The organism is Bacteroides finegoldii DSM 17565 (genome assembly GCF_000156195.1).
Classification (GTDB): Bacteria; Bacteroidota; Bacteroidia; order Bacteroidales; family Bacteroidaceae; genus Bacteroides; species Bacteroides finegoldii.
The window spans coordinates 1-24,749 of the sequence record NZ_GG688344.1 but is presented as its reverse complement, the minus strand read 5'-3'; the positions used below and the strand labels follow the sequence as shown (position 1 = coordinate 24,749).

Genomic DNA, 24,749 nt, shown 5'->3' with positions numbered 1-24,749 from the left:
CCGGTCGGTTACCCATTTGACGTTCCTCTTCTGTAAGATGTGCATCCATCTCACCTTCCAGAGCTGCATTCAGGATACTTTCCAATAAAGGGGCAAAAGCACCGTCTTTACCTAACAAGGGCTTACCTGCTTTCAGCTGTTCAATTGCCTTGTTCTTGATACTTTCAAAATCAAATTCTTCTTTCATAAAAAAACTGTGTTAGCAAAGTTAATATTTTATTTTAATCTTTGCTGACACAGTTTAATTTACATCCTCCAGCTTGATAGAAAGAATTGTAATTAGTGAAGGAGTTTATTTTTCTAACAGCTCTTTTAAGAAATCGTCCAATTCCTTATCCAATCCTTTCAGAAGTTCATCGTTTACCAGTATCGTATCGTCGTCTATTAATAATAGCTCGGCTACGGTTTCTTTTTCTTCATCTACCAGAACGAATGAGTAAGGCTTCAAGATGGTAATCTTCTCGAAGTCCCCCGCCTCCTTCATTCTGCACAGGATACTGCGCAAAGAAGGTTCTACATTTTCCAAAAAATCATCACCGTCGTATGTAGCCCATTCTTCTATCATGACGTTGGCTAATTCTTCATCATCATCGTTGTAAACATTAAGTTGCCCTGAAGTCTGGTCCGGTTGGAGGTGGATATCGGTTACTGCTGTTTGTTCACAGTTACAGGTGTATTTAGCGACTGCCTTTTGGATAGCCGATTTGATAATAGATAGTGATTGTTCGCTCAATTTCATGGATTCCTTCTTTTTGTTAGCTCAAAGGTATAAAAAAAATAAGATTTGATACACGATTTCTTTAAAAATCATCATTAAATCGGCTCATTTGTAGCTTAAGCTTGGATAATTGGGCGTTTCTCTCCTTCAATTCGGTTAAATAGAGGCTGATGTAGAAGTAATTCGGTGCTTCGTCGGTATTGATTTTATTGTTGTCGGTATTCTTTTTCAATTCTGTTTTCCGGGCGTGTTGTTGAGCGGTAGTAGCCCATTTTTCCGCTTTTGCCAGACTATCTTTCATCTCATAATAAACAGCTATATTAAGAGCTGCACGCATCTTTTTCTTTTCGTTTTTAGTCGATTGGTAGGCTTGATTCCAAAGTCCGTATGCTTCGTCCCACGAATTTTCGCGTACATAAATAGCCGCATCGCGCATGGGGACGGAGCCACCGGTATACAGATAACGTTTCCCGTTCTTCCAGATAGGGACAATATATTTTACGGGTACGGTTCCTGCGAACTCAGCAGCCTCTTTCAGCATATCTTTTGTGGGGATGATTTGTGCGGCGGCTTCTGTAGGTGAAATTCCGAAATCCTCCCAGAAAATGCTGTCATTGAGACGGATAGTAGCCATCGGTTTACTCCGTTCGGGCAGGTATACGGATACCGTTGGATAGACTTTCGCATCTATTGCACCTTGATAACATCCGAATTCCTCCAAGTAACGTACTGTTTTCGTTATTTTGAATTGCAGATTTTCCAAAGCAATAATCAGATCTACTCCCAGATCGGAAGCTAGCTGGCGGACTTCCTCTTGAGAAAGCGTACTTTCACGGGAGATTTTATCGTTTGCCCGCAAGGCAGAGTCGCAAATCACCACTTCGTCAAAGTAGTTCTGATGCGCTATTTCTTCCGCCATCGCTTCTGTCGCAACCTTAGGATCGCCATTGGCATAAGCTATGGCACGGCTTATTTCAACTCTATTGTCTTTCGATTTTTTAGTTTGGGGAGTCAGCTTATCGTCCGGTGCATTACTTGTATTATTTACGATGGCCACTTTACGAAGTTGAGGAGGAAAACTCAAATCGGCAGGTTGCAGATAATCAATGGAAATCTGTTCTATACTTTGACAGCTGCCGAATAGCAATAGAAACAGAGAAACGAATGCCAATGAATAAGATTTTGCCATAGTCAATACAATTTAATACATTTAGTAGTTTGAACAAAAGTACTATTTTGAAAGAACAAAAGAAAGCCTCAAACAGTTTTTAACCGTTTAAGGCTTTCTTTTATAATCGGAAGATAGGGAGCGCCGGGTACAAATTCTGTCGTCTGCTCCTTACCTCATTGATCAAAGATTTCTTCCGTGACAGTTCTTGTACTTCTTACCGCTTCCGCATGGACAAGGATCGTTGCGCCCTACCGTTTTCTCGGCGCGAATCGGTTCGCGTTTCTGCTGTTCGCGGGTATCCTGGTTGGCGGCAGCCTGTTGGTTCGGATCGTTCAAATCCTGTTTGTTCTCACGATACTTGCTCATGTCCTGACGTTGTTCCGGAGCAGCCTGACGTACTTCTACTCGGCGTGCGGACGGTTCGTCCGGAGCTTCCTGTACAGGAATTTGTCCACGCATCAGGATAGACACAGTCTGGTTGTTGATTTTGTTCACCATTGCGTCAAATAGCGTTACGGATTCCAGCTTGTAAATCAATAACGGGTCTTTTTGTTCGTAGCTGGCGTTCTGTACCGAATGTTTCAGTTCGTCCAGTTCACGCAAATTCTCTTTCCATGCTTCATCGATCACGTGGAGCAGGATTGATTTCTCGAATGATTTCACCACCTCTTTCGATTCCGATTCGTAAGCCGCTTTCAGGTTACAAGAGATGTTGTACATACGTTTGCCGTCCGTAATAGGAATCAGAATGTTTTCATACATATGTCCTTGATTCTCATATACTTGTTTGATAACCGGATTAGCGATTTGAGCCAGACGTTCGGTCTTGCGTTTGAAATTCTCCATCGCAATGTTGAAAGTCTTGTCGGCTAATTTCTCTTTCTTCTCGTTGCGGAACTCTTCCTCTGTGAACGGAGTTTCCATAGCCAACGTTTGGAGCAGTTCCATCTGACAACCCTCGTAGTCATTATTTTCGATGGCATTCGCGCAACGATCCCAAATCATATTTACGATATCCATACCGATACGTTCACCCATCAGCGCATGGCGGCGTTTCGTGTAGACAACCGTACGTTGCTTGTTCATAACGTCGTCGTATTCCAACAAACGCTTACGGATACCGAAGTTGTTTTCTTCTACCTTCTTCTGGGCGCGTTCGATAGAGTTGGAAATCATTTTATGCTCAATCATTTCGCCTTCCTGGAAACCGAGTCTATCCATTACGCTTGCGATACGGTCGGAAGAGAACAGACGCATCAAGTCATCTTCCAGTGATACGAAGAATACAGAAGAACCCGGGTCACCCTGACGTCCTGCACGACCACGCAACTGGCGGTCTACACGGCGGGACTCATGACGTTCTGTACCGATAATCGCCAAACCGCCCGCAGCCTTTACCTCCGGACTTAGTTTGATATCCGTACCACGACCTGCCATGTTGGTTGCAATCGTTACCGCGCAACTCAAACCGGCTTTCGCTACGATTTCGGCTTCTTTCTGGTGCAACTTCGCATTCAATACATTATGTTCAATCTTACGCATGGTCAGCATTTTACTCAGCATTTCGGAGATTTCTACCGAAGTGGTACCTACCAACACCGGACGTCCTGCCTGAACCAATTGTTCGATTTCCTCGATCACGGCTTTATATTTTTCACGCTTAGTCTTGTAAACGCGGTCGTTCATGTCTTTGCGGGCAATCGGACGGTTGGTCGGGATTACCACAACATCCAATTTATAAATGTCCCAAAGTTCGCCTGCTTCCGTCTCGGCAGTACCGGTCATACCGGACAGCTTGTGATACATACGGAAGTAGTTCTGCAAAGTAATCGTGGCGAAAGTCTGCGTAGCAGCTTCCACTTTCACGCGTTCCTTTGCTTCGATAGCCTGATGCAGTCCGTCAGAATAGCGGCGGCCTTCCATGATACGTCCGGTCTGTTCGTCTACAATCTTCACTTGTCCGTCGATAACCACATACTCGTCATCTTTCTCGAACATGGTGTACGCCTTCAATAATTGGTTGATCGTATGTACGCGTTCCGATTTAATGGCGTAGTTAGTCAGTAGTTCGTCCTTCTTCTGAAGTTTTTCCTCGTTAGTCAGGTCCGGCACATTCTCCAGTTCCGAGAGTTGTCCGGCGATATCGGGGAGTACGAACAAGGTCGGGTCTTCTGAGTTGCCGGTAATCAGGTCTACACCTTTGTCTGTCAAATCTACGCTGTTCAGCTTCTCGTCGATGACGAAATACAACGGATCAGTCACCTCATGCATACGCTTGTTGTTCTGCTCCATATAAATTTCCTCTGTCTTGAGCATACCGGCCTTGATGCCTTGCTCACTCAAGAACTTAATCAACGCTTTATTTTTAGGCAATGCCTTATGACTCCGGTACAAAGCGAGGAATCCCTCTTCCATATCTTTCTTGTCACCGGTTGCGATCAGCTTCTTGGCCTCAGACAAATATTTGGTAGCCAATATCTTCTGCGCTTCTACCAGACGTTCAACCAACGGACGGAGTTGTTCGAATAATTGGTCATCGCCTTTCGGCACAGGACCGGAAATAATCAACGGAGTACGTGCGTCGTCAATCAATACGGAGTCAACCTCATCGACAATCGCGTAGTTGTGTTGACGTTGTACAAGGTCTTTCGGACTGATAGCCATATTGTCACGCAGGTAATCGAAACCGAATTCGTTGTTCGTTCCGAAAGTGATATCGGCCAGATATGCCTGACGACGTGCGTCGGAGTTCGGTTGATGGCGGTCGATACAATCCACACTCAGACCGTGGAACATATAGAGAGGCCCCATCCATTCGGAGTCACGTTTTGCCAGATAGTCGTTCACGGTTACCACATGAACACCGTTTCCGGTCAATGCGTTCAGGAATACCGGGAGGGTAGCTACCAATGTCTTACCTTCACCGGTTGCCATTTCCGCAATCTTGCCTTTATGGAGAACGACACCACCAAACAACTGTACGTCGTAGTGAACCATGTTCCACACCGTGTCGTTACCACCGGCTATCCAGTGATTCTGATAAATGGCTTTGTCTCCCTCGATGCGTACAAAATCCTTTGTTGTAGCGAGCTGGCGGTCGAATTCCGTGGCAGTCACTACAATTTCTTCATTTTCGGCAAAACGTTTGGCAGTTGCCTTAACGATGGAGAAAGCAACGGGCAATACTTCGTCCAATGCTTTTTCATATTTCTCCAGAATTTCTTTTTCTATCTTGTCTATTTGCGCAAATACTTCTTCGCGGTCTTCCAGTTCAAGGCTTTCGATACTCGCTTTCAGTTCTTCTACTTTCGCACGTTCGGCGGTTGCTGATTCGCGGATATATTTTTTGAGTTCTTCCGTTTTTGCGCGGAGTGCGTCGTTATCCAGTTTCTCAACCTCTGGGTAGGCAGCTTTAATCTTCTCCACCCAGGGCTTGATTTCTTTCATGTCTCGTGTGGATTTGTTTCCGAAAATCGAGCTTAAAAATTCATTAAATCCCATGTTCTATTATTTAGTTTATTATTTATCTTTTTTGCACCACGGATTTCACAGATTCTCACGGATCTTTTATACAGGACACAGATTTTTCTTTTCAATCTGAGTGAATCTGTGGAATCCATGGTGGATAATCCCTGCAAAGTTACATTAAAATGCTGATTTATTTATGTTTTGCACCCTGTTTTTATGAGTAAACTTTTACCGCAAGTCGGTAATAGGGGCGGAGTTGCAGGCATTGGGAGCCCGGATACGTATGAAATGAGCCAGTGTAGGCGCAATATGTTCAATGGTTACAGGAGTCTGTATGATAGCCGGTTTCACCGAGTGACCGATGAAAATCAGCGGTGAGGGGATGAACGAATGGCGTACCACCTTGTTCTCGTGGCTGTTCTCGTCAACGATTGACCATCCGGGAAGAACATCGATTACCAGATCCCCCGAGCGTTTACGATGATATCCGTTACGTATTTTGTGGATTTCCGGAGTCCACGAACCCAACAGAAGCCTGTTGGCGGAATATGCCTCATTCACTCCACTGAATTGCATCAGGAATTCGGCGGACTTCTCTTGTACTTCCGTCAGATTGAGTTGCTTTTGTTCCAGCAACTTATGATTCAGATAAATCTGTTGGTTGTGATAAGTTTCCACATACTTTCCTTCTCCGTACGTAGCCATCAGATACATATTCAGCAAAGCGGCGCAACGGTTGAGGTAGAACTCTCCTCCGGGAATTTTGTATAATCCCGAATCAGACGATTCGCTGTCTGTATATCCGGTGGAAGTGACGAAGATGAGCACGTTCTGCAAGCCCACTTTCCTGTCGAGCAGTTCGAGCAGGTTGGCAATGCTACGGTCAATGCGCACGTAGGTATCCTGCATTTCCATTGCACATTCCTGTACGGATTTATGTGCGTAGTTGCCGGCATAATAAGTCAGTGCCAATAAGTCAGTAATGTCGTCCATGCCGATTGAACTCTTGTTCAATGCTTCTTCGGCAAGCGCATTCACTTCATCGTTCACGAAAGGGCTGGTGATGAAACGGCGGTACTTGTTGTTGCGGTCGTCATCAAATTTATATTTGAAAACCATATCCCGCCAGTCTGGCAAGAATGTGTACATCCCGCGAGGAAATACCGGTTCCCATACGATATTCGCAATACGGAAATCGACGGCTTGGCGGTCGTTGTACTGACTTGCCCACCAAGGAAATTCTCCGTAATAAGTTGTTCCGCTCCATTTTCCCGTGTTGGGATTGAGCCAGAAAGCACCGTTCCCGGCATGTCCGGCGGCAAGAATCGCCGCGTCACATTTGGGGGCGATGGCATATACAAGCCCCTTGCCTTGAGTCGCTATTTTGAGCTCATCGGCAATGGTGGAAGTCAATAATTTGGAAGGAGAACACGTCTGGTCGGTATAGTACCCCATGAAAGCCGTGTCGTCTGTGCTGTTGACAGGACGTAGGGTAGCCGCGTCCATCCATCGCTTGGAGATGATTCCGTTCATGGAGGGAGTCGTTCCGCTGTAAATGGCGGCTATGGCAGACGAGCGGTCTACACCGCTGAAAGTATATTCGGCATTATAGAACACTCTTCCCTCTTTCCAAAGGCGTTTGAAACCTTTCTCCCCGTAAAGTGATGAGAATGCTTCCAAGTAGTCCGTACGCAGTTGGTCAATCGTTAGTCCCACCACGAGCTTGGGTGCGGCAGGCAACGACTGAGCTTGTAGCCCGGTGAAGGTAAGTACGGCGATAAGGGAAGTCAGTAATCCTTTCATTATTTCTTTTTAGATGTCACAATTAAGTTGCTCACTGAACGTACCAGCAAACTGAGTGCCAAAGGTACAACAGCTAAGTCAAATCTTTGTGGAATTAGCGGAAAAAGCACTATAAAAAGTGTTAAAACGATCAAATTCAAGGTCAGATACCAACATTTCTTTCCTTTTCGGTCACAATAAATGATGTAGGGAAGGAAAAGAAGTTGTCCGGGATGAAACACGAGCAATAAGAAATTGGAACTGACGGCCGGGTGTTCGGAAAAGGAAGCCAGAAAGGCAAGAGCACAACCTACGATACCTGCCGCGCTGAAAAGGAAGAGGTCTACTCCCCATAGTCCGGTTCTTCGACGGATACCGTAGATGGTAGCGCCGACTGTCAATATAAATAAAAGCAGGGCGCATTGTAACGGAGTGAATATCCAGCCGCTTTCATCCGTCCCGGGAGTGGCGTCTACAATCAGTCGGGCGGCTTCCGCAAGCGGTCGCTGAATGGAGTCATTCTCAATTTGCGCTCCGGCAAAAGCGTCCATCAGATAAAATGGGGCAAACATCATCTGTCGCTGTGTGATAGGACGGTCTGCTTCGCTTCCGATACATAAGTCAATGCCGAAGCGTGCCCACGGATGACCTTTGCAATATTGATGCACGATGTCGCGGAAAGACCGTGAGCCGTCCTGCGGTTTTGCGGGATAAATCACTTTTCCGGCAATACTTTCTTCTATCTTGTCGCGGGGGCGGGTGGCGCAATTGTCGTAAAAAAAATTATAACGATACACTCGGTTCTCGGGACGATAATTCTCTTGTAGCAGACGGATTAATTCGGCCTTTTCTCTTTCGGTCAGGTTCAGAGTCTGTTGCCATACGCTACGTCCGAAGAATGCGTATTCTGCCGCAAAATGAGCATAATCGGTTGCGCCTAGTTGATAATCTGTCTCTCCGAGAGAGAAGCGAAGTATGAAGTTGGGGGTGTTGAAGCTGAACAGACCGTAGTTGAAAACTACGTCAATCCCTTGTGAAGGATTTTCGTAACGGATGGCTGTATGTCCGAACAGAGAATAAATTTCCTCGCCGGGAGCACAGGTCAGCAGGCTGATACGGATGGAGTCATGACCGTCTGCGGCCGGACCGTTGCTTTTCATTGCGGACACATCAGTGGTGGAAAAGAACAACATGAATAGCACAAGCGGCGACATACAGCGGAAAAAGTCATTAAATCGTTTCATCGGACGTTTCTTTTGGGGAAATTCTTTTTATTCGGCGGCGAATATACGAAGAATCGATGTATACTACTTATTGTTTTCTCTATATTATTATATTTATTAGAAAAAAAGCGTGTTCTCTCGCGCCTGCGTCCGTGTACGTTATTACATAAAGAAAATCATAGGCTTTTACCCTCAAGATACCCTGTGCTGCACAGTGGTCATCTCTTTATAGCTAATTTTGTTTTCATTATAGCTAATCGGAACTTGTCAAATGTATGAAAATCTATAAAGCTTTCAAGTATACAAGTATGGTGAAATTACTTATATTTCAATGGTTTGCAACGTTTTTGATAAGATAATTCTTTTCGTATGCTTCATCTTTTCTTTTTTTACTATACCTTTGCGCCCGCTAAAGATAAAAAACGCATTGAATTTAATTATCGACATAGGAAATACGATGGCGAAAGTCGCTCTCTTCAATGACGGGGAGATGGTGGAAGTGCTCACAGAATCCAATCAGTCATTGGATTGCTTGAAAACACTTTGCGCCAAATATCCGGTGAATCAGGGGATTGTGGCTACTGTCATTGATTTGAACGAACGGGTGTTGGCGGATCTGGCTGCTTTGCAGTTTCCTTTACTTTGGTTGAATCATGAGACACCTCTGCCGGTGGTCAACTTGTACGAAACTCCTGAAACATTGGGATACGACCGTATGGCTGCTGTGGTAGGTGCGAATGAACAGTTCCCGCATAGAAATATATTAGTCATTGACGCGGGGACTTGTATTACTTATGAGTTCATTGACTCGAAAGGTCAGTATCATGGCGGTAATATTTCTCCCGGTATGCAAATGCGTTTCAAAGCGCTCCAGCAGTTCACCGGACGTTTGCCTCTGGTGGATACCAACGGGCGCAAACTCCCGATGGGACGGGATACTGAAACGGCTATACGTGCCGGAGTCTTAAAAGGGATGGAATACGAAATTTCAGGTTATATTGAGTCTATGAAGCATAAATATCCTGAACTTTTGGTTTTTTTAACGGGTGGAGATGAATTTTCTTTTGATAGCAGCGTAAAAAGTATCATCTTTGCAGATAGATTTTTAGTGTTGAAAGGATTAAATAGAATTTTAAACTATAATAATGGTAGGATTTAAACACACACTATGTGCGCTTTTGCTCACGATGGTTACCGGAATGGCAATTGCTCAAAATAATACAAACTCTCCTTATACACGATATGGCTATGGCGATTTGTCCGATCAAAGTTTCGGAAATAGCAAGGCGATGGGAGGAATTGCTTTTGGACTCCGTGATGGAGCGCAGATCAATCCATTGAATCCTGCTTCGTATACAGCCATTGACTCTCTGACTTTCATTTTCGAAGGAGGTGTCAGTCTGCAAAATATGAATGTCAATAACGGCGGTGTGAAGCTGAACGCTAAGAACTCTAGTTTTGACTATCTGGCAATGCAATTCCGCTTGCATCCTAGAATAGCAATGAGTGTGGGGCTATTGCCTTTCTCAAGTGTCGGATATAATGTGTCGGAAAGTCATAGCGGTACTGCGGAAACAACACCTGGCGCCAATGACGCGACGCCGGACTATACAAAGACTCTTGCCGGAGATGGCGGGTTGCACCAGTTGTATGCGGGAGTAGGAGTGAAGGTTTTAAAGAATTTGTCTTTGGGAGTCAATGTTTCTTATTTTTGGGGAGATATCACTCGTTCATTGACAATGCTTTATCCGAATACATCTTCTTCTTATTCATTTGTGAGACAGAATGCTGTGTCTGTTTCTGATTATAAGTTGGATTTTGGCGCACAGTATACGCAGGACTTTGGCAAAAAACATTCGGTGACAATCGGTGCGGTTTATTCGCCGAAGCATAATTTGAATAACGATGTAACGGTAACCACGCAGGCTAGTACAACGGTTAGCAATGAGTTGGATGCAACATTGGGATTGCCTAATTCTTTTGGTGTGGGAGTTACTTACAATTATAATAGGCATTTGATGGTAGGTGTTGATTATAGTCTTCAGAAATGGGCTGATGTAAACTATAAGGGTGATGATGTGGACAATGATATGCATGAAACATATACTTACTGTGACCGTCATAAAATATCAATGGGTGCGGAGTACATTCCTAATTTGATAGGACGCTCTTATCTTGCCCATATTAAATATCGTTTGGGAGCTTATTATACGACTCCGTATTATAAGATCAACGGTGAAAAGGCTTCTCGCGAATATGGCGTGACTGCCGGTTTCGGTTTGCCTGTTCCTCGTTCGCGTTCCATTCTCAGTATAAGTGGGCAGTTTGTCCGCGTCAAAGGATTGGAAACGAATATGGTGAATGAAAACATCTTCCGTGTGAGCATTGGATTGACGTTCAACGAACGTTGGTTCTTCAAGCGCCGGGTAGAATAATTAGTTGCAACAAAGTGAGAGAGAATAGACGACTTTATAATAACAACTAAAATTTAAATACAATGAAGATTAAAACGCTTGTGGCTATGTTGTTCCTTTCAGCAGGGGCGACTACTGTGGTAGCACAGGATGCGAACTGTAATTCAAACAGTAGTATCTCGCATGAAGCTGTGCGTGCAGGTAACTTTAAAGATGCGTATACTCCATGGAAAGCTGTGTTGGAAAATTGCCCGACGCTTCGTTTCTATACTTTTACGGACGGATATAAAATTCTGAAAGGTTTGATGGGGCAAATCAAAGACAGAAACAATCCGGATTATCAGAAATATTTTAATGAACTGATGAATACGCACGATTTGCGTATCAAATATACGCCTGACTTCTTGGCTAAGGGAGTAAAGGTCTCTTCTCCTGAAGAAGCATTGGGTATCAAGGCTGTAGATTATATCGCTTTTGCTCCGAAGTTGGACGTTAATCAGGCTTATCAGTGGTTGGGCCAGTCTGTCAACGCTGTGAAAGGTGAGTCGGCTGCCGCTACTTTGTTCTATTTCTTGCAGATGTCATTGGATAAGTTAAAAGCGGATCCTACTCATAAGGAACAATTCATTCAGGATTATCTGGCTGCTTCCGAGTATGCAGATGCAGCTATTGCTGCCGAGACTAAGGAATCAAAGAAGAAAGCCTATATGGGTATCAAAGATAACTTGGTCGCTTTGTTCGTTAATAGCGGAACTGCCGATTGTGAATCATTGCAAGGTATTTACGGACCGAAGGTAGAAGCTAATCAAACGGATCTGGCATACTTGAAGAAAGTCATTGATATTATGAAAATGATGAAATGTACTGAAAGTGAAGCATATTTGCAAGCATCATTCTATGCTTATAAAATGGAACCTACTGCCGAAGCTGCCACAGGATGTGCATATCAGGCATTCAAGAAAGGTGATATCGACAGTGCTGTGAAGTTCTTTGACGAAGCAGTGAACTTGGAGACTGACAATTTGAAGAAAGCAGAAAAGGCGTATGCGGCAGCAGCGGTATTGGCTTCCACCAAGAAACTGTCTCAGGCTAGATCTTATTGCCAGAAGGCCATCAGCTTCAACGAAAATTATGGTGCTCCTTACATTCTGATAGCCAACCTTTATGCGATGAGTCCTAACTGGAGCGATGAATCCGCTCTGAACAAGTGTACTTATTTTGCAGTGATTGACAAACTGCAACGTGCAAAGGCGGTAGATCCTAGTGTGGCTGAAGAAGCGAACAAGTTGATTGGCAGATATTCTGCTCATACTCCGCAGGCTAAAGACCTTTTCATGTTAGGTTATAAAGCCGGTGACCGCATCACTATCGGCGGTTGGATCGGAGAGACTACAACGATTAGATAAATGTATGTTGCGAAAACGAAGAAAACGTTTATTGCATAAAAGCATGAGCATAACAATTGTCCTGGGGACAATTGTTATGCTTCTTTTATTTCCTTCCTGTGGCGGCAAGTCGAAAGCGATAGGTGAAGCTATCACTGAACGGGATTCTCTTCCGATGATGAGTACGCTAGGGGTCACTACCCTTATATCCGATTCCGGAGTGACACGTTATAGAGTGAATACGGAAGAGTGGCAGGTGTTCGACCGAAAGAAACCTTCTTATTGGGCATTTGAAAAAGGAGTATATCTGGAACAGTTTGACTCTATCTTTCATATAGAAGCCAGTATCAAAGCGGATACTGCCTACTACTATGACAAAGAAAGGCTTTGGAAGCTGATAGGGAACGTAGATATACAGAACCGGAAAGGCGAACGTTTCAATACGGAATTGTTATATTGGAACGAAGCTACCCAGAAGGTGTATTCTGACAAGTTTATACGTATTCAGCAGCCGGACCGTACTATCACCGGGCATGGCTTCGACTCCAACCAGCAAATGACAGTTTACACCATTCACAATATAGAGGGTATTTTTTATGTGGATGATGAAGCGGGCACCACGCAGCCGGAACTGAAAGCCTTGCCGGATTCCGTGAAAAAAGATTCTGTGAAATAAGCTATGAATATTTATATCTCTCTAATTATCACTATGGTTTTCTCCGCCTTCTTTTCGGGAATGGAGATAGCTTTTGTCTCGGTAGACAAACTGCGCTTTGAAATGGAACGCAAAGGGGGAGTCACTTCCCGCATCCTGTCTGTCTTTTTCAAGAATCCGAATGAGTTTATCTCCACTATGCTGGTGGGCAACAATATAGCCTTGGTTATCTACGGTATTCTGATGGCACAGATTATCGGAGACAATTTATTGTCGGGATTCATAGAAAATCACTTCCTTATGGTACTGGCGCAGACCGTTATCTCTACCTTAATCATCCTGGTAACCGGAGAGTTTTTGCCGAAAACATTGTTCAAGATCAATCCCAATTTGGTACTGAACGTTTTTGCCGTTCCGCTTATTGTCTGTTACATTATTTTGTATCCCGTCTCCAAATTGTCCTCCGGACTGTCTTGTTTGTTCCTTCGCATTTTTGGCATGAAGGTGAATAAGGAAGCGTCTGATATCGCATTCGGAAAAGTCGATCTGGATTACTTTGTACAGAGTAGTATCGACAATGCCGAGAATGAAGAAGAGTTGGATACGGAAGTAAAAATATTTCAGAACGCGCTTGATTTCTCGAATATAAAAATACGCGACTGCATTGTTCCGCGTACGGAGGTGGTAGCTGTCGATCTGACAACCTCGTTGGACGAACTGAAAAACCGTTTCATAGAGTCCGGTATCTCCAAGATAATCGTATACGACGGGAATATCGACAATGTAGTCGGTTATATCCATTCTTCGGAAATGTTTCGTGCCCCGAAAGACTGGCACGACAATGTGAAGCAAGTGCCGATTGTGCCTGAAACAATGTCGGCTCATAAGCTGATGAAGCTGTTTATGCAGCAGAAGAAGACGATTGCCGTAGTGGTAGACGAATTTGGCGGCACGTCCGGCATTGTGTCCTTGGAAGACCTGGTGGAAGAGATTTTCGGTGATATAGAGGACGAGCACGATAATACCTCCTATATCTGCAAGCAGATAGACGAACATGAGTATGTGCTGGCCGCCCGTCTGGAAATAGAGAAGGTGAATGAGACGTTCGGACTCGACTTGCCCGAATCGGATGATTATCTGACGGTAGGAGGGTTGATCCTGAGCCAATATCAGAGCTTCCCGAAATTACATGAAGTGATTCAGATCGGACGTTATCAATTCAAGATAATCAAGGTGACGGCGACGAAAATCGAACTTGTTCGTTTAAAAGTCTTGGAATAATGACGATAATCAAGAAATTTTTAGCTAATAAATAGAAGCATATTAGCATTTTTTGTATCTTCGTGCGCTAAAACGACAAAAGAAAGAAATAATAATAAACATAAATCATATTAATCAAAATGGCAACGTTACAAAACATTAGGTCGAAAGGACCTCTATTGGTGATTGTTATCGGCTTGGCGCTGTTTGCTTTCATTGCGGGTGACGCATGGAAAGTGATGCAGCCACATCAGGCGCATGACGTAGGTGAGGTGAACGGAGACGCTCTTTCCGCTCAGGAGTATCAGAATTTGGTGGAAGAATATACCGAAGTGGTGAAACTCATGCGTGGAGTGAACGCCTTGAACGACGAACAAACCAACCAGGTGCGTGATGAAGTATGGCGTTCATACGTAAACAATAAACTGATCGAAAAGGAAGCAAAAGCTTTGGGGCTCACTGTCTCCACTGCTGAAATTCAGGATATTCTGAAAGCTGGTGTACATCCTCTGCTGAGACAGACTCCTTTCCAAAATCCACAAACAGGCAACTTCGATAAGGATATGTTGAACAAGTTCCTTGTTGAATATGCTAAGATGAACGAATCGCAGATGCCGACACAGTATGCCGAACAATACAATAATATGTATAAATACTGGTCGTTTATTCAGAAAACTTTGATTCAAAGCCGTTTAGCTGAAAAATACCAGGCTTTGGTCGCTAAAGCTCTTCTTTCTAACCCGGTAGAGGCTCAGGACGCTTTCGACGCAAGAGTGAATCAATACAATGTGTTGCTGGCAGGCATTCCTTACTCTTCAGTAGTAGATTCTACAATCGTTGTGAAAGAGTCGGAACTGAAAGAACTGTATAACAAGAAGAAAGAACAATTCAAGCAATATCAGGAAACTCGTGACATCAAGTACATCGATGTACAGGTGACTGCAAGCCCTGAGGACAGAGCTGCTATCCAGAAAGAAGTGGACGAGGCAACTGCTCAGTTGGCTACTACAACAGACGATTACACTTCTTTTATCCGCTCGGTAGGTTCGGATGTTCCGTACGTAGACTTGTTCTATAACAAGACTGCTTTCCCGTCGGATGTAGTGGCACGTTTGGACTCTGCTTCCGTAGGTGCGGTATACGGTCCTTACTACAATGGTGCCGATAACACAATCAACTCTTTCAAAATTGTTGCTAAGGCTGCCGTTGCCGACTCTGTCGAATTCCGCCAGATTCAGGTATACGTGGAAGACGCGTTGAAAACAAAGACATTGGCAGACAGTATCTACAATGCGATTAAAGATGGCGCCAACTTCGTGGAGCTGGCTAAAAAATACGGTCAGACCGGTGATTCTAATTGGTTGACTGCCGCTCAGTACGAAGGTGCGCAGATCGACGGTGATAACCTGAAATTCATCTCTGCCATCAATAATACAGGTGTGAACGAATTGGTGAACTTACCGATGGGACAAGCAAACGTAATTCTGCAAGTAACCAACAAGAAAGCTGTAAAAGATAAATATAAAGTAGCTGTTGTCAAGCGTGAAGTAGAGTTCAGTAAAGAAACTTACAATCGTGCTTACAATGATTTCAGCCAGTTTATCGCAGCCAATCCTAGTGTTGAGAAGATGGTGGCTAACGCTGAAGAAGCCGGATACAGATTGCTTGACAGAGCAGATTTGAACAGCTCTGAACACGGTATCGGTGGTGTGAGAGGTACTAAAGAAGCTTTGAGATGGGCATTTGATAAAGCTGAACCGGGTGAAGTTTCCGGCCTGTACGAATGTGGCGAAAGCGATCACATGATGGTTGTAGGCTTGGTGAGCATCAAACCGGAAGGATATCGCTCTTTGAAGTCTGTACAGGATCAGTTGAGAGCTGAAATCGTAAAAGACAAGAAGGCTGAAAAGATTATGGCGGATATGAAATCGGCAAATGCCACTTCATTCGACCAATACAAGTCTATGACTAACGCTGTAAGCGATTCTTTGAAGATGGTTACCTTCGCCGCTCCTGCTTATGTTTCCGCATTGCGCAGCAGTGAACCGTTGGTAGGCGCCTATGCTTCTGTTGCTGAAATGAACAAGTTGAGCACACCTATCAAAGGTAATGCCGGAGTATTTGTATTGCAAGTTTACGGCAAGGACAAACTGAACGAGACATTTGATGCGAAAACGGAAGAAGCTACGTTGGCTAATATGCACGCTCGCTTCGCCAGCCGTCTGATGAACGACTTGTATCTGAAAGCAAATGTAAAGGACACACGCTTCCTGTTCTTCTAACTTATTTCGCCACAGAGGACACAGAAGACACTGAGGGTGAAAAGAATATAGAGATGTGAAGAGAACATAGAGAACTCGAAGTTATTATATAATCAGGCATAAATTATATGTATCAGAAGAATACGTATAATTTATGCCTGATTTATTTCTCTGTGTCCTCTGTGGTGAATAAGCGAATTTTGTTAACTTTTACATTATCACTATACGGAAATCGACTTTATTTCCTTACATTTGCAGATATAAACCATCAACAGAAAGAAGAATGTCTAAATATCCCCTTTTAGGAATGACCCTCGTAGAGCTTCAAGCATTGGCAAAAAGACTGGGAATGCCCAGTTTTGCCGCCAAGCAGATTGCGTCCTGGCTTTACGAAAAGAAGGTAACCTCGATTGATGAGATGACTAATTTGTCATTGAAACACCGTGAGTTGCTTAAACAGAACTATGAGGTAGGAGTATTCCCTCCTGTGGATGAAATGCGTTCTGTAGACGGCACGGTGAAGTATTTGTACAGAGTGGGCGATAACCATTTTGTTGAATCAGTTTATATTCCGGATGACGACCGGGCGACGTTATGTGTCTCTTCACAGGTCGGTTGCAAGATGAACTGTAAGTTCTGTATGACCGGCAAGCAAGGCTTTACCGCCAATCTGACTGCCAATCAGATAATCAATCAGATCCATTCATTGCCGGAACGTGACAAACTGACCAACGTAGTGATGATGGGGATGGGCGAGCCGCTTGATAATCTCGATGAAGTACTTAAGGCATTGGAAGTGCTGACCGCCCCTTACGGTTACGCATGGAGTCCGAAGCGTATCACTCTTTCTACAGTAGGACTGCGGAAAGGACTGCGGCGGTTTATCGAAGAAAGCGATTGCCATCTGGCTATCAGCCTGCATTCTCCGGTGGCGGCCCAGCGTTCCGAGTTAATGCCGGCGGAAAAAGCGTTCTCTATTACCGAAATGGTGGAACTGTTAAAAAACTATGATTTTAGCAAACAGCGTCGACTTTCATTTGAATATATTGTTTTTAAAGGACTCAATGATTCGCAGATATATGCCAAAGAGTTGCTGAAGCTCCTTCGCGGATTGGATTGCAGAATCAATCTGATTCGTTTTCATGCCATACCGGGTGTAAACCTTGAGGGAGCGGATATGGATACGATGACCCGTTTCCGCGATTACCTGACATCGCACGGGCTTTTCACTACGATCCGTGCTTCGCGGGGTGAAGATATCTTTGCAGCTTGCGGTATGTTGTCAACAGCGAAACAGGAGGAAAATAATAAGAGTTAATATATAAAACCGAACATCATGAAAAAGTACTTTTCTTATTTGAGCATTGCTTTGGTAACCTTTGTCTTTGCTTCTTGTGGTCTGAAAGGAAACCACACTTCTAGTGGACGTGCATACGAGCTTTTGGTAGTAGTAGACCACGGTGTTTGGGATCGTGCGGCAGGAAGAGCTTTGCATGATGCACTCGATTCCGATATGCCCGGATTGCCGCAATCGGAACCTTCTTTCCGTATCATGTACACTTCACCCAAAGATTATGACTCTACGCTGAAGTTGATACGCAACATTATTATTGTAGATATACAGGATATATATACAAAGGCCTCTTTCAAATATGCGAAAGATGTGTATGCCAATCCGCAGATGATATTGACTATCCAGGCTCCGAACGAAGAAGAGTTCGAGAAGTTTGTGAAGGAGAACAGACAGACGATAATCAATTTCTTCACCCGTGCGGAAATGAACCGTCAGATCACTTCGCTCGAAAAGAAGCACAGCAACTTTATTTCAAATAAGGTGGACAGCTTGTTCGGTTGCGATATCTGGCTGCCTGCCGAGCTGACTAATTCAAAGACGGGGGAAGACTTCTTCTGGGCTTCTACCAATACCGGTACTGCCGACCGTAACTTCGTGATGTACTCTTATCCTTATACAGATAAGGATACGTTTACCAAAGAATATTTTGTCCATAAACGTGACTCTGTGATGAAAGCCAACATTCCCGGATTCAAGGAAGGCGTTTATATGGCAACCGACAGCTTATTGACGGATGTCCGCCCCATCAATGTGCAGAACAGCTACACGATGGAAGCGCGCGGGTTGTGGCGCATGAAAGGTGACTTTATGGGTGGTCCGTATGTGTCGCATACCCGTCTTGACGAGAATAACCAACGAATCATTACAGCAGAAATATTTGTCTATTCACCTGATAAAATGAAACGCAACCTGGTTCGCCAGATGGAAGCCTCTCTGTATACGCTGAAACTTCCGAACGAAGTTCAGCAGAACCAGATTCCATTGGGAGAGGAAACTAAGGAAGCGGAACAAACTAATAAATAAAAACATGGAAGATAACAAAATAAGAATCGGCATTACCCAAGGAGATATAAACGGGGTAGGTTATGAAGTGATCTTAAAGACTTTCTCGGATCCTACTATGCTGGAGTTGTGCACTCCGATTATTTACGGATCGCCGAAAGTGGCTGCCTATCACCGGAAAGCATTGGATGTTCAGGCTAATTTCAGTATAATCAACAGTGCTTCCGAAGCGGGATACAACCGGCTGAGTGTAGTGAACTGTACCGATGATGAGGTAAAAGTGGAATTCTCCAAACCGGATCCTGAAGCCGGTAAAGCTGCATTGGGCGCATTGGAGCGTGCCATCGAAGAATATCGTGAGGGGCTGATTGACGTTATTGTAACGGCACCGATCAATAAACATACCATTCAGTCGGAAGAGTTTTCATTTCCCGGACATACCGAGTATATCGAGGAACGGCTGGGCAATGGCAATAAGTCATTGATGATTCTGATGAAGAATGATTTCCGTGTGGCTTTGGTGACAACGCATATCCCTGTCCGGGAGATTGCGACAACGATTACCAAAGAATTGATTCAAGAAAAGCTGATGATATTTCATCGTTGCCTGAAACAGGATTTCGGTATCGGTGCTCCGCGCATTGCAGTACTGTCGCTCAATCCTCATGCCGGTGATGGTGGTTTGCTGGGAATGGAAGAACAGGAAGTGATCATTCCTGCCATGAAGGAAATGGAAGAAAAAGGAATCCTGTGCTACGGTCCTTATGCGGCCGACGGTTTTATGGGTTCGGGCAATTATACTCACTTTGACGGTATTCTGGCGATGTACCATGATCAGGGATTGGCTCCGTTCAAGGCACTGGCAATGGACGACGGAGTGAACTATACGGCTGGATTGCCGGTGGTTCGCACTTCTCCGGCACACGGAACGGCATACGACATTGCAGGGCAGGGGCTGGCGAGTGAAGACTCTTTCCGTCAGGCAGTCTATGTTGCCATTGATGTATTCCGCAATCGTCAACGGGAAAAAGCGGCCCGTGCGAATCCGTTGCGGAAACAGTATTACGAGAAACGGGATGATAGTGATAAACTGAAGCTGGATACAGTAGACGAAGAGTAAAAGAGTAATGACAAGAGCGGAGTTACAACAAGTGAAACAACGTTTCGGTATTATTGGTAATACCGAAGCTTTATCACGCGCCATTGATATTGCTATTCAAGTGGCTCCTACTGATTTGTCTGTGTTGATTACCGGAGAAAGTGGTGTCGGAAAAGAAAGTTTCCCGCAGATTATTCATCAATATAGCCGGAGAAAGCACGGACAGTATATCGCTGTCAACTGTGGAGCGATTCCGGAAGGCACAATTGATTCCGAACTGTTCGGACATGAGAAAGGCGCGTTTACCGGTGCGATCGGCGAGCGGAAAGGTTATTTCGGAGAAGCCGACGGAGGGACAATCTTCCTTGATGAAGTAGGGGAGTTGCCCATGCCTACTCAGGCGCGGCTGCTCCGTGTGCTGGAGAGCGGTGAGTTTATCAAAGTCGGTTCGTCACGTGTACAAAAGACAGATGTGCGTATTGTGGCGGCTACCAATGTCAATCTTACGCAAGCCATTGCGGAGGGACGTTTCCGTGAAGACCTGTACTATCGGTTGAATACCGTGCCTATCCAGATACCGCCTCTTCGTGAACGCGGAGACGATGTACTTCTGTTGTTCCGTAAGTTCGCCGCCGACTTTGCAGAGAAATACAGAATGCCGGCCATTCAGTTGACGGAAGACGCAAAGAAAGAATTGCTGGCCTATCCGTGGCCGGGAAATGTGCGCCAGTTGAAGAATATCACCGAGCAGATTTCGATTATTGAAACTAACAGGGAGATTAACGCTGCCATCTTGCAGACTTATCTTCCCGCGCAGAATACACAACGTCTTCCCGCATTGCTGGGTACACGTGAGAGCAAGGGTTTTGAAAGCGAGCGGGAGATTCTTTATTCCGTTCTGTTCGATATGCGGCAGGAAGTGGCGGAACTGAAAAAGATGGTACACAATCTGATGGCTGAACGCGCCGGACAGGTAAGCCCGGTCAGTGCGGTGGTTGCCACTCCGGTAGTGACGGCGCAACCTTCGGTTCCTGCCATTATTCATCCGGTGCAGCAACCAGCTGTCTGCAAAGATGATGACGATATTCAGGACACGGAAGAATATGTGGAAGAGTCCCTGTCGCTGGATGAAGTAGAAAAAGAAATGATATGCAAAGCACTTGAGAGACATCATGGAAAACGGAAGAGTGCGGCTAAGGATTTGAACATTTCCGAGCGTACACTTTATAGAAAAATAAAAGAATATGATTTGGATTAAAAAGATAACACGCCCTCTGCTGCTGGCGGTTTTGCCATTGGCGGTCATCGCGTGCACTGTTTCCTATAAGTTTAACGGCTCATCTATCAACTATGATAAGGTGAAGACGATTTCCATTGCCGATTTCCCGATAAAGTCGGAGTATGTGTATGCCCCGTTGGCGACGAAGTTCAATGAAGATCTGAAAGATATATTTATCCGCCAGACCCGTCTGCAATTGCTGAAGCCGAATCAGAACGCGGACTTGCAGATTGACGGTGAGATCACGGGATATAATCAGTATAACCAGGCGGTGTCCGCCGATGGTTATTCTTCGGAAACGAAGCTGACCATCACGGTGAACGTCCGTTTTGTCAACAACACAAATCATGCCGAAGACTTTGAACAGCAGTTCTCCGCTTTCCGTACCTACGACTCCAGCCAATTGCTGACTGCCGTGCAGGACGGGCTGATAGCTGAAATGTCAAAAGAGATCACCGACCAAATATTCAATGCAACCGTAGCAAACTGGTAATATAAATGACTTCTGTTAACTTTCAACAATGGATTCAGCATCCGGAGACGCTGAATAGGGATACTTTGTACGAGTTGCGCAATCTGCTTGCGAGGTATCCGTATTTTCAGTCGCTTCGTCTGTTGTATCTCAAAAATCTGTATATTCTCCATGATATCAGTTTTGGCGGGGAACTGCGAAAGGCCGTTCTCTATATAGCCGACCGACGGAAGTTGTTTCAACTGATTGAAGGCAGCCGTTTCGATCTTCAGTCGCGGAAAAAAGGAGTTCCTTTGACTGAGGTTCTGAAAGATGAGCCTTCGGTAGACCGTACATTGGCTTTGATTGACGCTTTCCTGGCTACGGCACCGGAGGAAGTGACCACCCAAACCGGCTTCGACTATTCGATGGACTATACTTCCTATCTGCTTGAGGAGACTCCCGGAACGGATGAATCGACGGAAGAAGCGCCTAAGCTAAAGGGATTTGAACTGATTGATGATTTCATAGAAAAGAGTGAAAGCGACGCTCCGTTGCATATAAAACCTTTGCGGGAGGAATCGGATGCAATGAGTGATGAATCGAATACGGTGAGTGGGGAAGAAGAGGAGGATGATAGCTGTTTTACAGAAACTTTGGCTAAAATCTATGTTAAACAGCAACGATATTCAAAAGCTCTTGAAATAATTAAAAAATTAAGCTTGAAATATCCAAAAAAAAATGCTTACTTTGCAGACCAAATCAGATTTTTGGAGAAATTGATTATTAACGCTAATTCAAAATAACTAAAAATGTACTTATTATTCGTTATCTTAATGGTGATTGCAGCCCTGTTGATGTGCTTCATCGTGCTGATTCAGAACTCAAAAGGAGGCGGACTTGCTTCCGGTTTTTCTTCATCTAACGCTATTATGGGCGTGCGCAAGACTACAGATTTTCTTGAAAAAACAACATGGGGTTTGGCTATCTTTATGGTTGTAATGAGCATTGCTACCGCTTATGTGGTTCCTAGTTCGGCTGTTGCTACAGACGCAGTGTTGGAACAGGCACAGAAGGAACAACAGACTAACCCGTATAACTTGCCCGCAGGTACAGCTGCACCGCAAACAGAAGCTCCTGCTGCTGATGCGCCAGCTACCGAGACTCCGGCGCCAGCTACTGAAACTCCTGCTCCTGCAGCAGAATAATTAATAATTTGCCGTTATGCCAGTTTCCGTTCGGCGTTTCGCAGTACATTGGCATATTAGCATATTGTCACATTAACATATTGTTAGGCGCGGATTACGCGGATTACACGGATTCTCAATGTTCCGGGTGGTCAGTGTAATCCGCGCTTAATTGTTTTAGATTATTAATCACTTTTTAAATATAACAATGACAGAACAATTAAAAAAGAAATTGAATGACTCCGCAGTGTTACGCTGGAGTGTTCTTGCATTGGTCGCTTTTACTATGCTATGCGGCTATTTCCTCACTGACGTAATGTCTCCGCTAAAACCCATGCTTGAAAAAGAATTATTATGGGATAGCCTTGATTACGGTTTCTTCACAAGTGCATACGGCTGGTTTAACGTATTCTTGTTGATGTTGATCTTCGGCGGTATCATTCTGGATAAGATGGGGGTCCGTTTTACCGGAATGGGGGCGTGTCTGTTGATGGTATTCGGCTGTGGATTGAAATACTACGCCATTTCTACTACCTTCCCCGAAGGCGCCATGCTTTTCGGCTTCAAGACTCAAGTGACTCTTGCCGCACTGGGATATGCCATCTTCGGTGTAGGTGTCGAGATTGCGGGAATCACTGTTTCCAAGATTATCGTCAAATGGTTTAAGGGTAAAGAAATGGCGTTGGCTATGGGACTTGAAATGGCTACGGCACGTATCGGGACGACTTTGGCCATGGTGATGACTGTTCCTTTGGCGGACTTCTTCGGATATACGGACGAAGGCGGTGCGTTCCATACCAATATTCCTGCTCCTATTTTGTTTTGTCTCATAATGTTGTGTGTAGGTACAACCGCCTTCTTCATTTATACTTTCTACGATAAGAAACTGGATGCGTCGTTGGATGCGGAAGGATTGGAACCGGAAGAGCCGTTCCGTATGAAAGATATTGTGTATATTATTACCAACAAGGGATTCTGGTTGATTGCCCTTCTGTGCGTGCTGTTCTATTCGGCTGTGTTCCCGTTCATCAAGTATGCCGCCGATTTGATGGTTCAGAAGTATAGCGTGGACCCGAAATTGGCGGGAACTATTCCCGGGCTGCTGCCGATCGGCGCTATTGTGTTGACACCGCTGTTCGGTTCCTTGTATGACCGTATCGGTAAGGGGGCTACATTGATGGTTATCGGATCTGTCATGTTGATATTCGTGCATACCATGTTCGCTCTGCCTATCCTGAATGTATGGTGGTTTGCTACGATTATCATGATTATCTTGGGATTTGCTTTCTCATTGGTACCTTCGGCCATGTGGCCTTCTGTTCCGAAGATCATTCCGGAAAAACAATTGGGTACGGCTTATGCCTTGATCTTCTGGGTACAGAATTGGGGATTGATGGGTGTGCCTTTGTTGATCGGATGGGTACTGAATTCTTATTGTAAAGGTCCGGTAGTAGATGGCGCGCAAACCTATGACTATACATTGCCGATGAGTATTTTTGCTCTCTTTGGCATATTGGCTTTGATCATTGCTTTGATGTTGAAAGCAGAGAACAGAAAGAAAGGTTACGGTTTGGAAGAAGCAAATATTCAGAAATAAAACGATGGCTGCCAAAGAGAAAACAAACCTGTTAGAGGTTATTCCCTGTCGCAGTGAACATATAACAGCAGAACGGGAAGGGGAGACTATTGTGCTCTCCTTTCCCCGTTTTAAGTATTCGTGGATGCAACGCTTTCTTGTACCGAAAGGGATGTCGAAAGAGCATCGGATATATTTGGAGGAGCACGGTACGGCTGTATGGGAACTGATAGATGGGAAACGTACGGTACGTGAGATTATAGAGAAACTCGCAGACCACTTCCATCATGAAGCGGGCTACGAGTCGCGTATCACTATCTAGGGATATTCCTAAAATAATAAAATTTAAGGCAACTACTTCATTGCGAATTAGTTGCCTTTTTTGTATCTTTAAGCATTCCCCCCAAAAAACGGTTTGACGGCCAAAACGGGGGTAATCTAAAATAAAAACACATGGTAAAGAT

General features: G+C 44.6%; 20 protein-coding genes and 1 pseudogene. 15 read left to right on the top strand and 6 right to left on the bottom strand.

Features of this window, described 5'->3' with window-relative positions; all coding sequences use genetic code 11:
• The 6 genes and pseudogenes from BACFIN_RS00190 to lnb all read right to left on the bottom strand — a co-directional run.
• Positions 1–187, bottom strand: a pseudogene (locus tag BACFIN_RS00190) (IS256 family transposase); the annotation flags it as partial.
• Positions 188–292: 105 nt separating this feature from the next.
• Positions 293–739, bottom strand: a complete 447-nt coding sequence (locus tag BACFIN_RS00195; RefSeq protein WP_007758332.1) for a hypothetical protein — start codon at positions 737–739, stop codon at positions 293–295.
• A 61-nt stretch (positions 740–800) separates the two neighbouring features.
• Positions 801–1,907, bottom strand: a complete 1,107-nt coding sequence (locus BACFIN_RS00200; RefSeq protein WP_007758330.1) for a DUF6340 family protein — start codon at positions 1,905–1,907, stop codon at positions 801–803.
• A 162-nt stretch (positions 1,908–2,069) separates the two neighbouring features.
• On the bottom strand, positions 2,070–5,390 hold the full coding sequence (gene secA / locus BACFIN_RS00205) for a preprotein translocase subunit SecA (protein WP_007758327.1): 3,321 nt from the start codon (positions 5,388–5,390) through the stop codon (positions 2,070–2,072).
• Positions 5,391–5,585: 195 nt separating this feature from the next.
• A complete protein-coding gene (locus tag BACFIN_RS00210; RefSeq protein ID WP_007758325.1) occupies positions 5,586–7,160 on the bottom strand; it encodes an alkaline phosphatase family protein in 1,575 nt (524 codons plus the stop codon).
• The gene (lnb, locus tag BACFIN_RS00215; protein WP_032839999.1) at positions 7,160–8,332 is read right to left on the bottom strand and encodes a lipoprotein N-acyltransferase Lnb; all 1,173 of its coding nucleotides are present in this window, start codon (positions 8,330–8,332) and stop codon (positions 7,160–7,162) included. Before lnb ends, BACFIN_RS00210 begins: the two co-directional genes overlap by 1 nt.
• Positions 8,333–8,789: 457 nt before the next feature.
• Between lnb and BACFIN_RS00220 the strand changes: the two genes are divergently transcribed.
• The 15 genes from BACFIN_RS00220 (at position 8,790) to BACFIN_RS21125 (ending at position 24,607) form a co-directional block, all read left to right on the top strand.
• Positions 8,790–9,521: a type III pantothenate kinase gene (locus BACFIN_RS00220; RefSeq protein WP_081449115.1), complete on the top strand. Its 732-nt coding sequence runs from the start codon at positions 8,790–8,792 to the stop codon at positions 9,519–9,521.
• Positions 9,508–10,797 (top strand): hypothetical protein, encoded by a 1,290-nt coding sequence (locus BACFIN_RS00225; RefSeq protein WP_007758319.1) that lies wholly within the window; start codon positions 9,508–9,510, stop codon positions 10,795–10,797. Before BACFIN_RS00220 ends, BACFIN_RS00225 begins: the two co-directional genes overlap by 14 nt.
• 62 nt (positions 10,798–10,859) lie before the next feature.
• Positions 10,860–12,182: a hypothetical protein gene (locus tag BACFIN_RS00230; RefSeq protein WP_007758318.1), complete on the top strand. Its 1,323-nt coding sequence runs from the start codon at positions 10,860–10,862 to the stop codon at positions 12,180–12,182.
• A gap of 43 nt (positions 12,183–12,225) precedes the next feature.
• Positions 12,226–12,837: an LPS export ABC transporter periplasmic protein LptC gene (gene lptC / locus BACFIN_RS00235; protein ID WP_007758317.1), complete on the top strand. Its 612-nt coding sequence runs from the start codon at positions 12,226–12,228 to the stop codon at positions 12,835–12,837.
• A gap of 3 nt (positions 12,838–12,840) precedes the next feature.
• Entirely contained in the window at positions 12,841–14,097 is a 1,257-nt protein-coding gene (locus BACFIN_RS00240) for a hemolysin family protein (RefSeq protein ID WP_007758316.1), read from the top strand.
• A 119-nt stretch (positions 14,098–14,216) separates the two neighbouring features.
• A complete protein-coding gene (locus tag BACFIN_RS00245) occupies positions 14,217–16,358 on the top strand; it encodes a peptidylprolyl isomerase (RefSeq protein ID WP_007758315.1) in 2,142 nt (713 codons plus the stop codon).
• Positions 16,359–16,620: 262 nt separating this feature from the next.
• Positions 16,621–17,655 carry a 23S rRNA (adenine(2503)-C(2))-methyltransferase RlmN gene (rlmN, locus tag BACFIN_RS00250; RefSeq protein ID WP_007758313.1) on the top strand — a complete coding sequence of 345 codons (1,035 nt, stop codon included), beginning with the start codon at positions 16,621–16,623 and terminating at the stop codon, positions 17,653–17,655.
• 18 nt (positions 17,656–17,673) lie between these two features.
• Complete coding sequence (locus BACFIN_RS00255) at positions 17,674–18,714, top strand: DUF4837 family protein (protein WP_007758312.1); 1,041 nt, start codon at positions 17,674–17,676, stop codon at positions 18,712–18,714.
• Positions 18,715–18,718: 4 nt separating this feature from the next.
• Entirely contained in the window at positions 18,719–19,813 is a 1,095-nt protein-coding gene (gene pdxA, locus BACFIN_RS00260) for a 4-hydroxythreonine-4-phosphate dehydrogenase PdxA (protein WP_007758311.1), read from the top strand.
• Positions 19,814–19,820: 7 nt separating this feature from the next.
• The gene (locus tag BACFIN_RS00265; RefSeq protein ID WP_007758309.1) at positions 19,821–21,050 is read left to right on the top strand and encodes a sigma-54 interaction domain-containing protein; all 1,230 of its coding nucleotides are present in this window, start codon (positions 19,821–19,823) and stop codon (positions 21,048–21,050) included.
• On the top strand, positions 21,037–21,564 hold the full coding sequence (gene lptE / locus BACFIN_RS00270; RefSeq protein ID WP_007758308.1) for an LPS assembly lipoprotein LptE: 528 nt from the start codon (positions 21,037–21,039) through the stop codon (positions 21,562–21,564). The genes BACFIN_RS00265 and lptE overlap by 14 nt, the downstream gene beginning before the upstream one ends.
• Positions 21,565–21,569: 5 nt before the next feature.
• On the top strand, positions 21,570–22,328 hold the full coding sequence (locus BACFIN_RS00275) for a hypothetical protein (protein ID WP_007758307.1): 759 nt from the start codon (positions 21,570–21,572) through the stop codon (positions 22,326–22,328).
• A 6-nt stretch (positions 22,329–22,334) separates the two neighbouring features.
• Positions 22,335–22,730 (top strand): preprotein translocase subunit SecG, encoded by a 396-nt coding sequence (gene secG / locus BACFIN_RS00280; RefSeq protein WP_007758305.1) that lies wholly within the window; start codon positions 22,335–22,337, stop codon positions 22,728–22,730.
• Between the two features lie 187 nt (positions 22,731–22,917).
• Positions 22,918–24,306, top strand: a complete 1,389-nt coding sequence (locus BACFIN_RS00285; protein WP_007758301.1) for an MFS transporter — start codon at positions 22,918–22,920, stop codon at positions 24,304–24,306.
• 4 nt (positions 24,307–24,310) lie between these two features.
• Positions 24,311–24,607: a PqqD family protein gene (locus tag BACFIN_RS21125; protein WP_007758299.1), complete on the top strand. Its 297-nt coding sequence runs from the start codon at positions 24,311–24,313 to the stop codon at positions 24,605–24,607.
• The last annotated feature ends 142 nt before the right edge of the window (positions 24,608–24,749 follow it).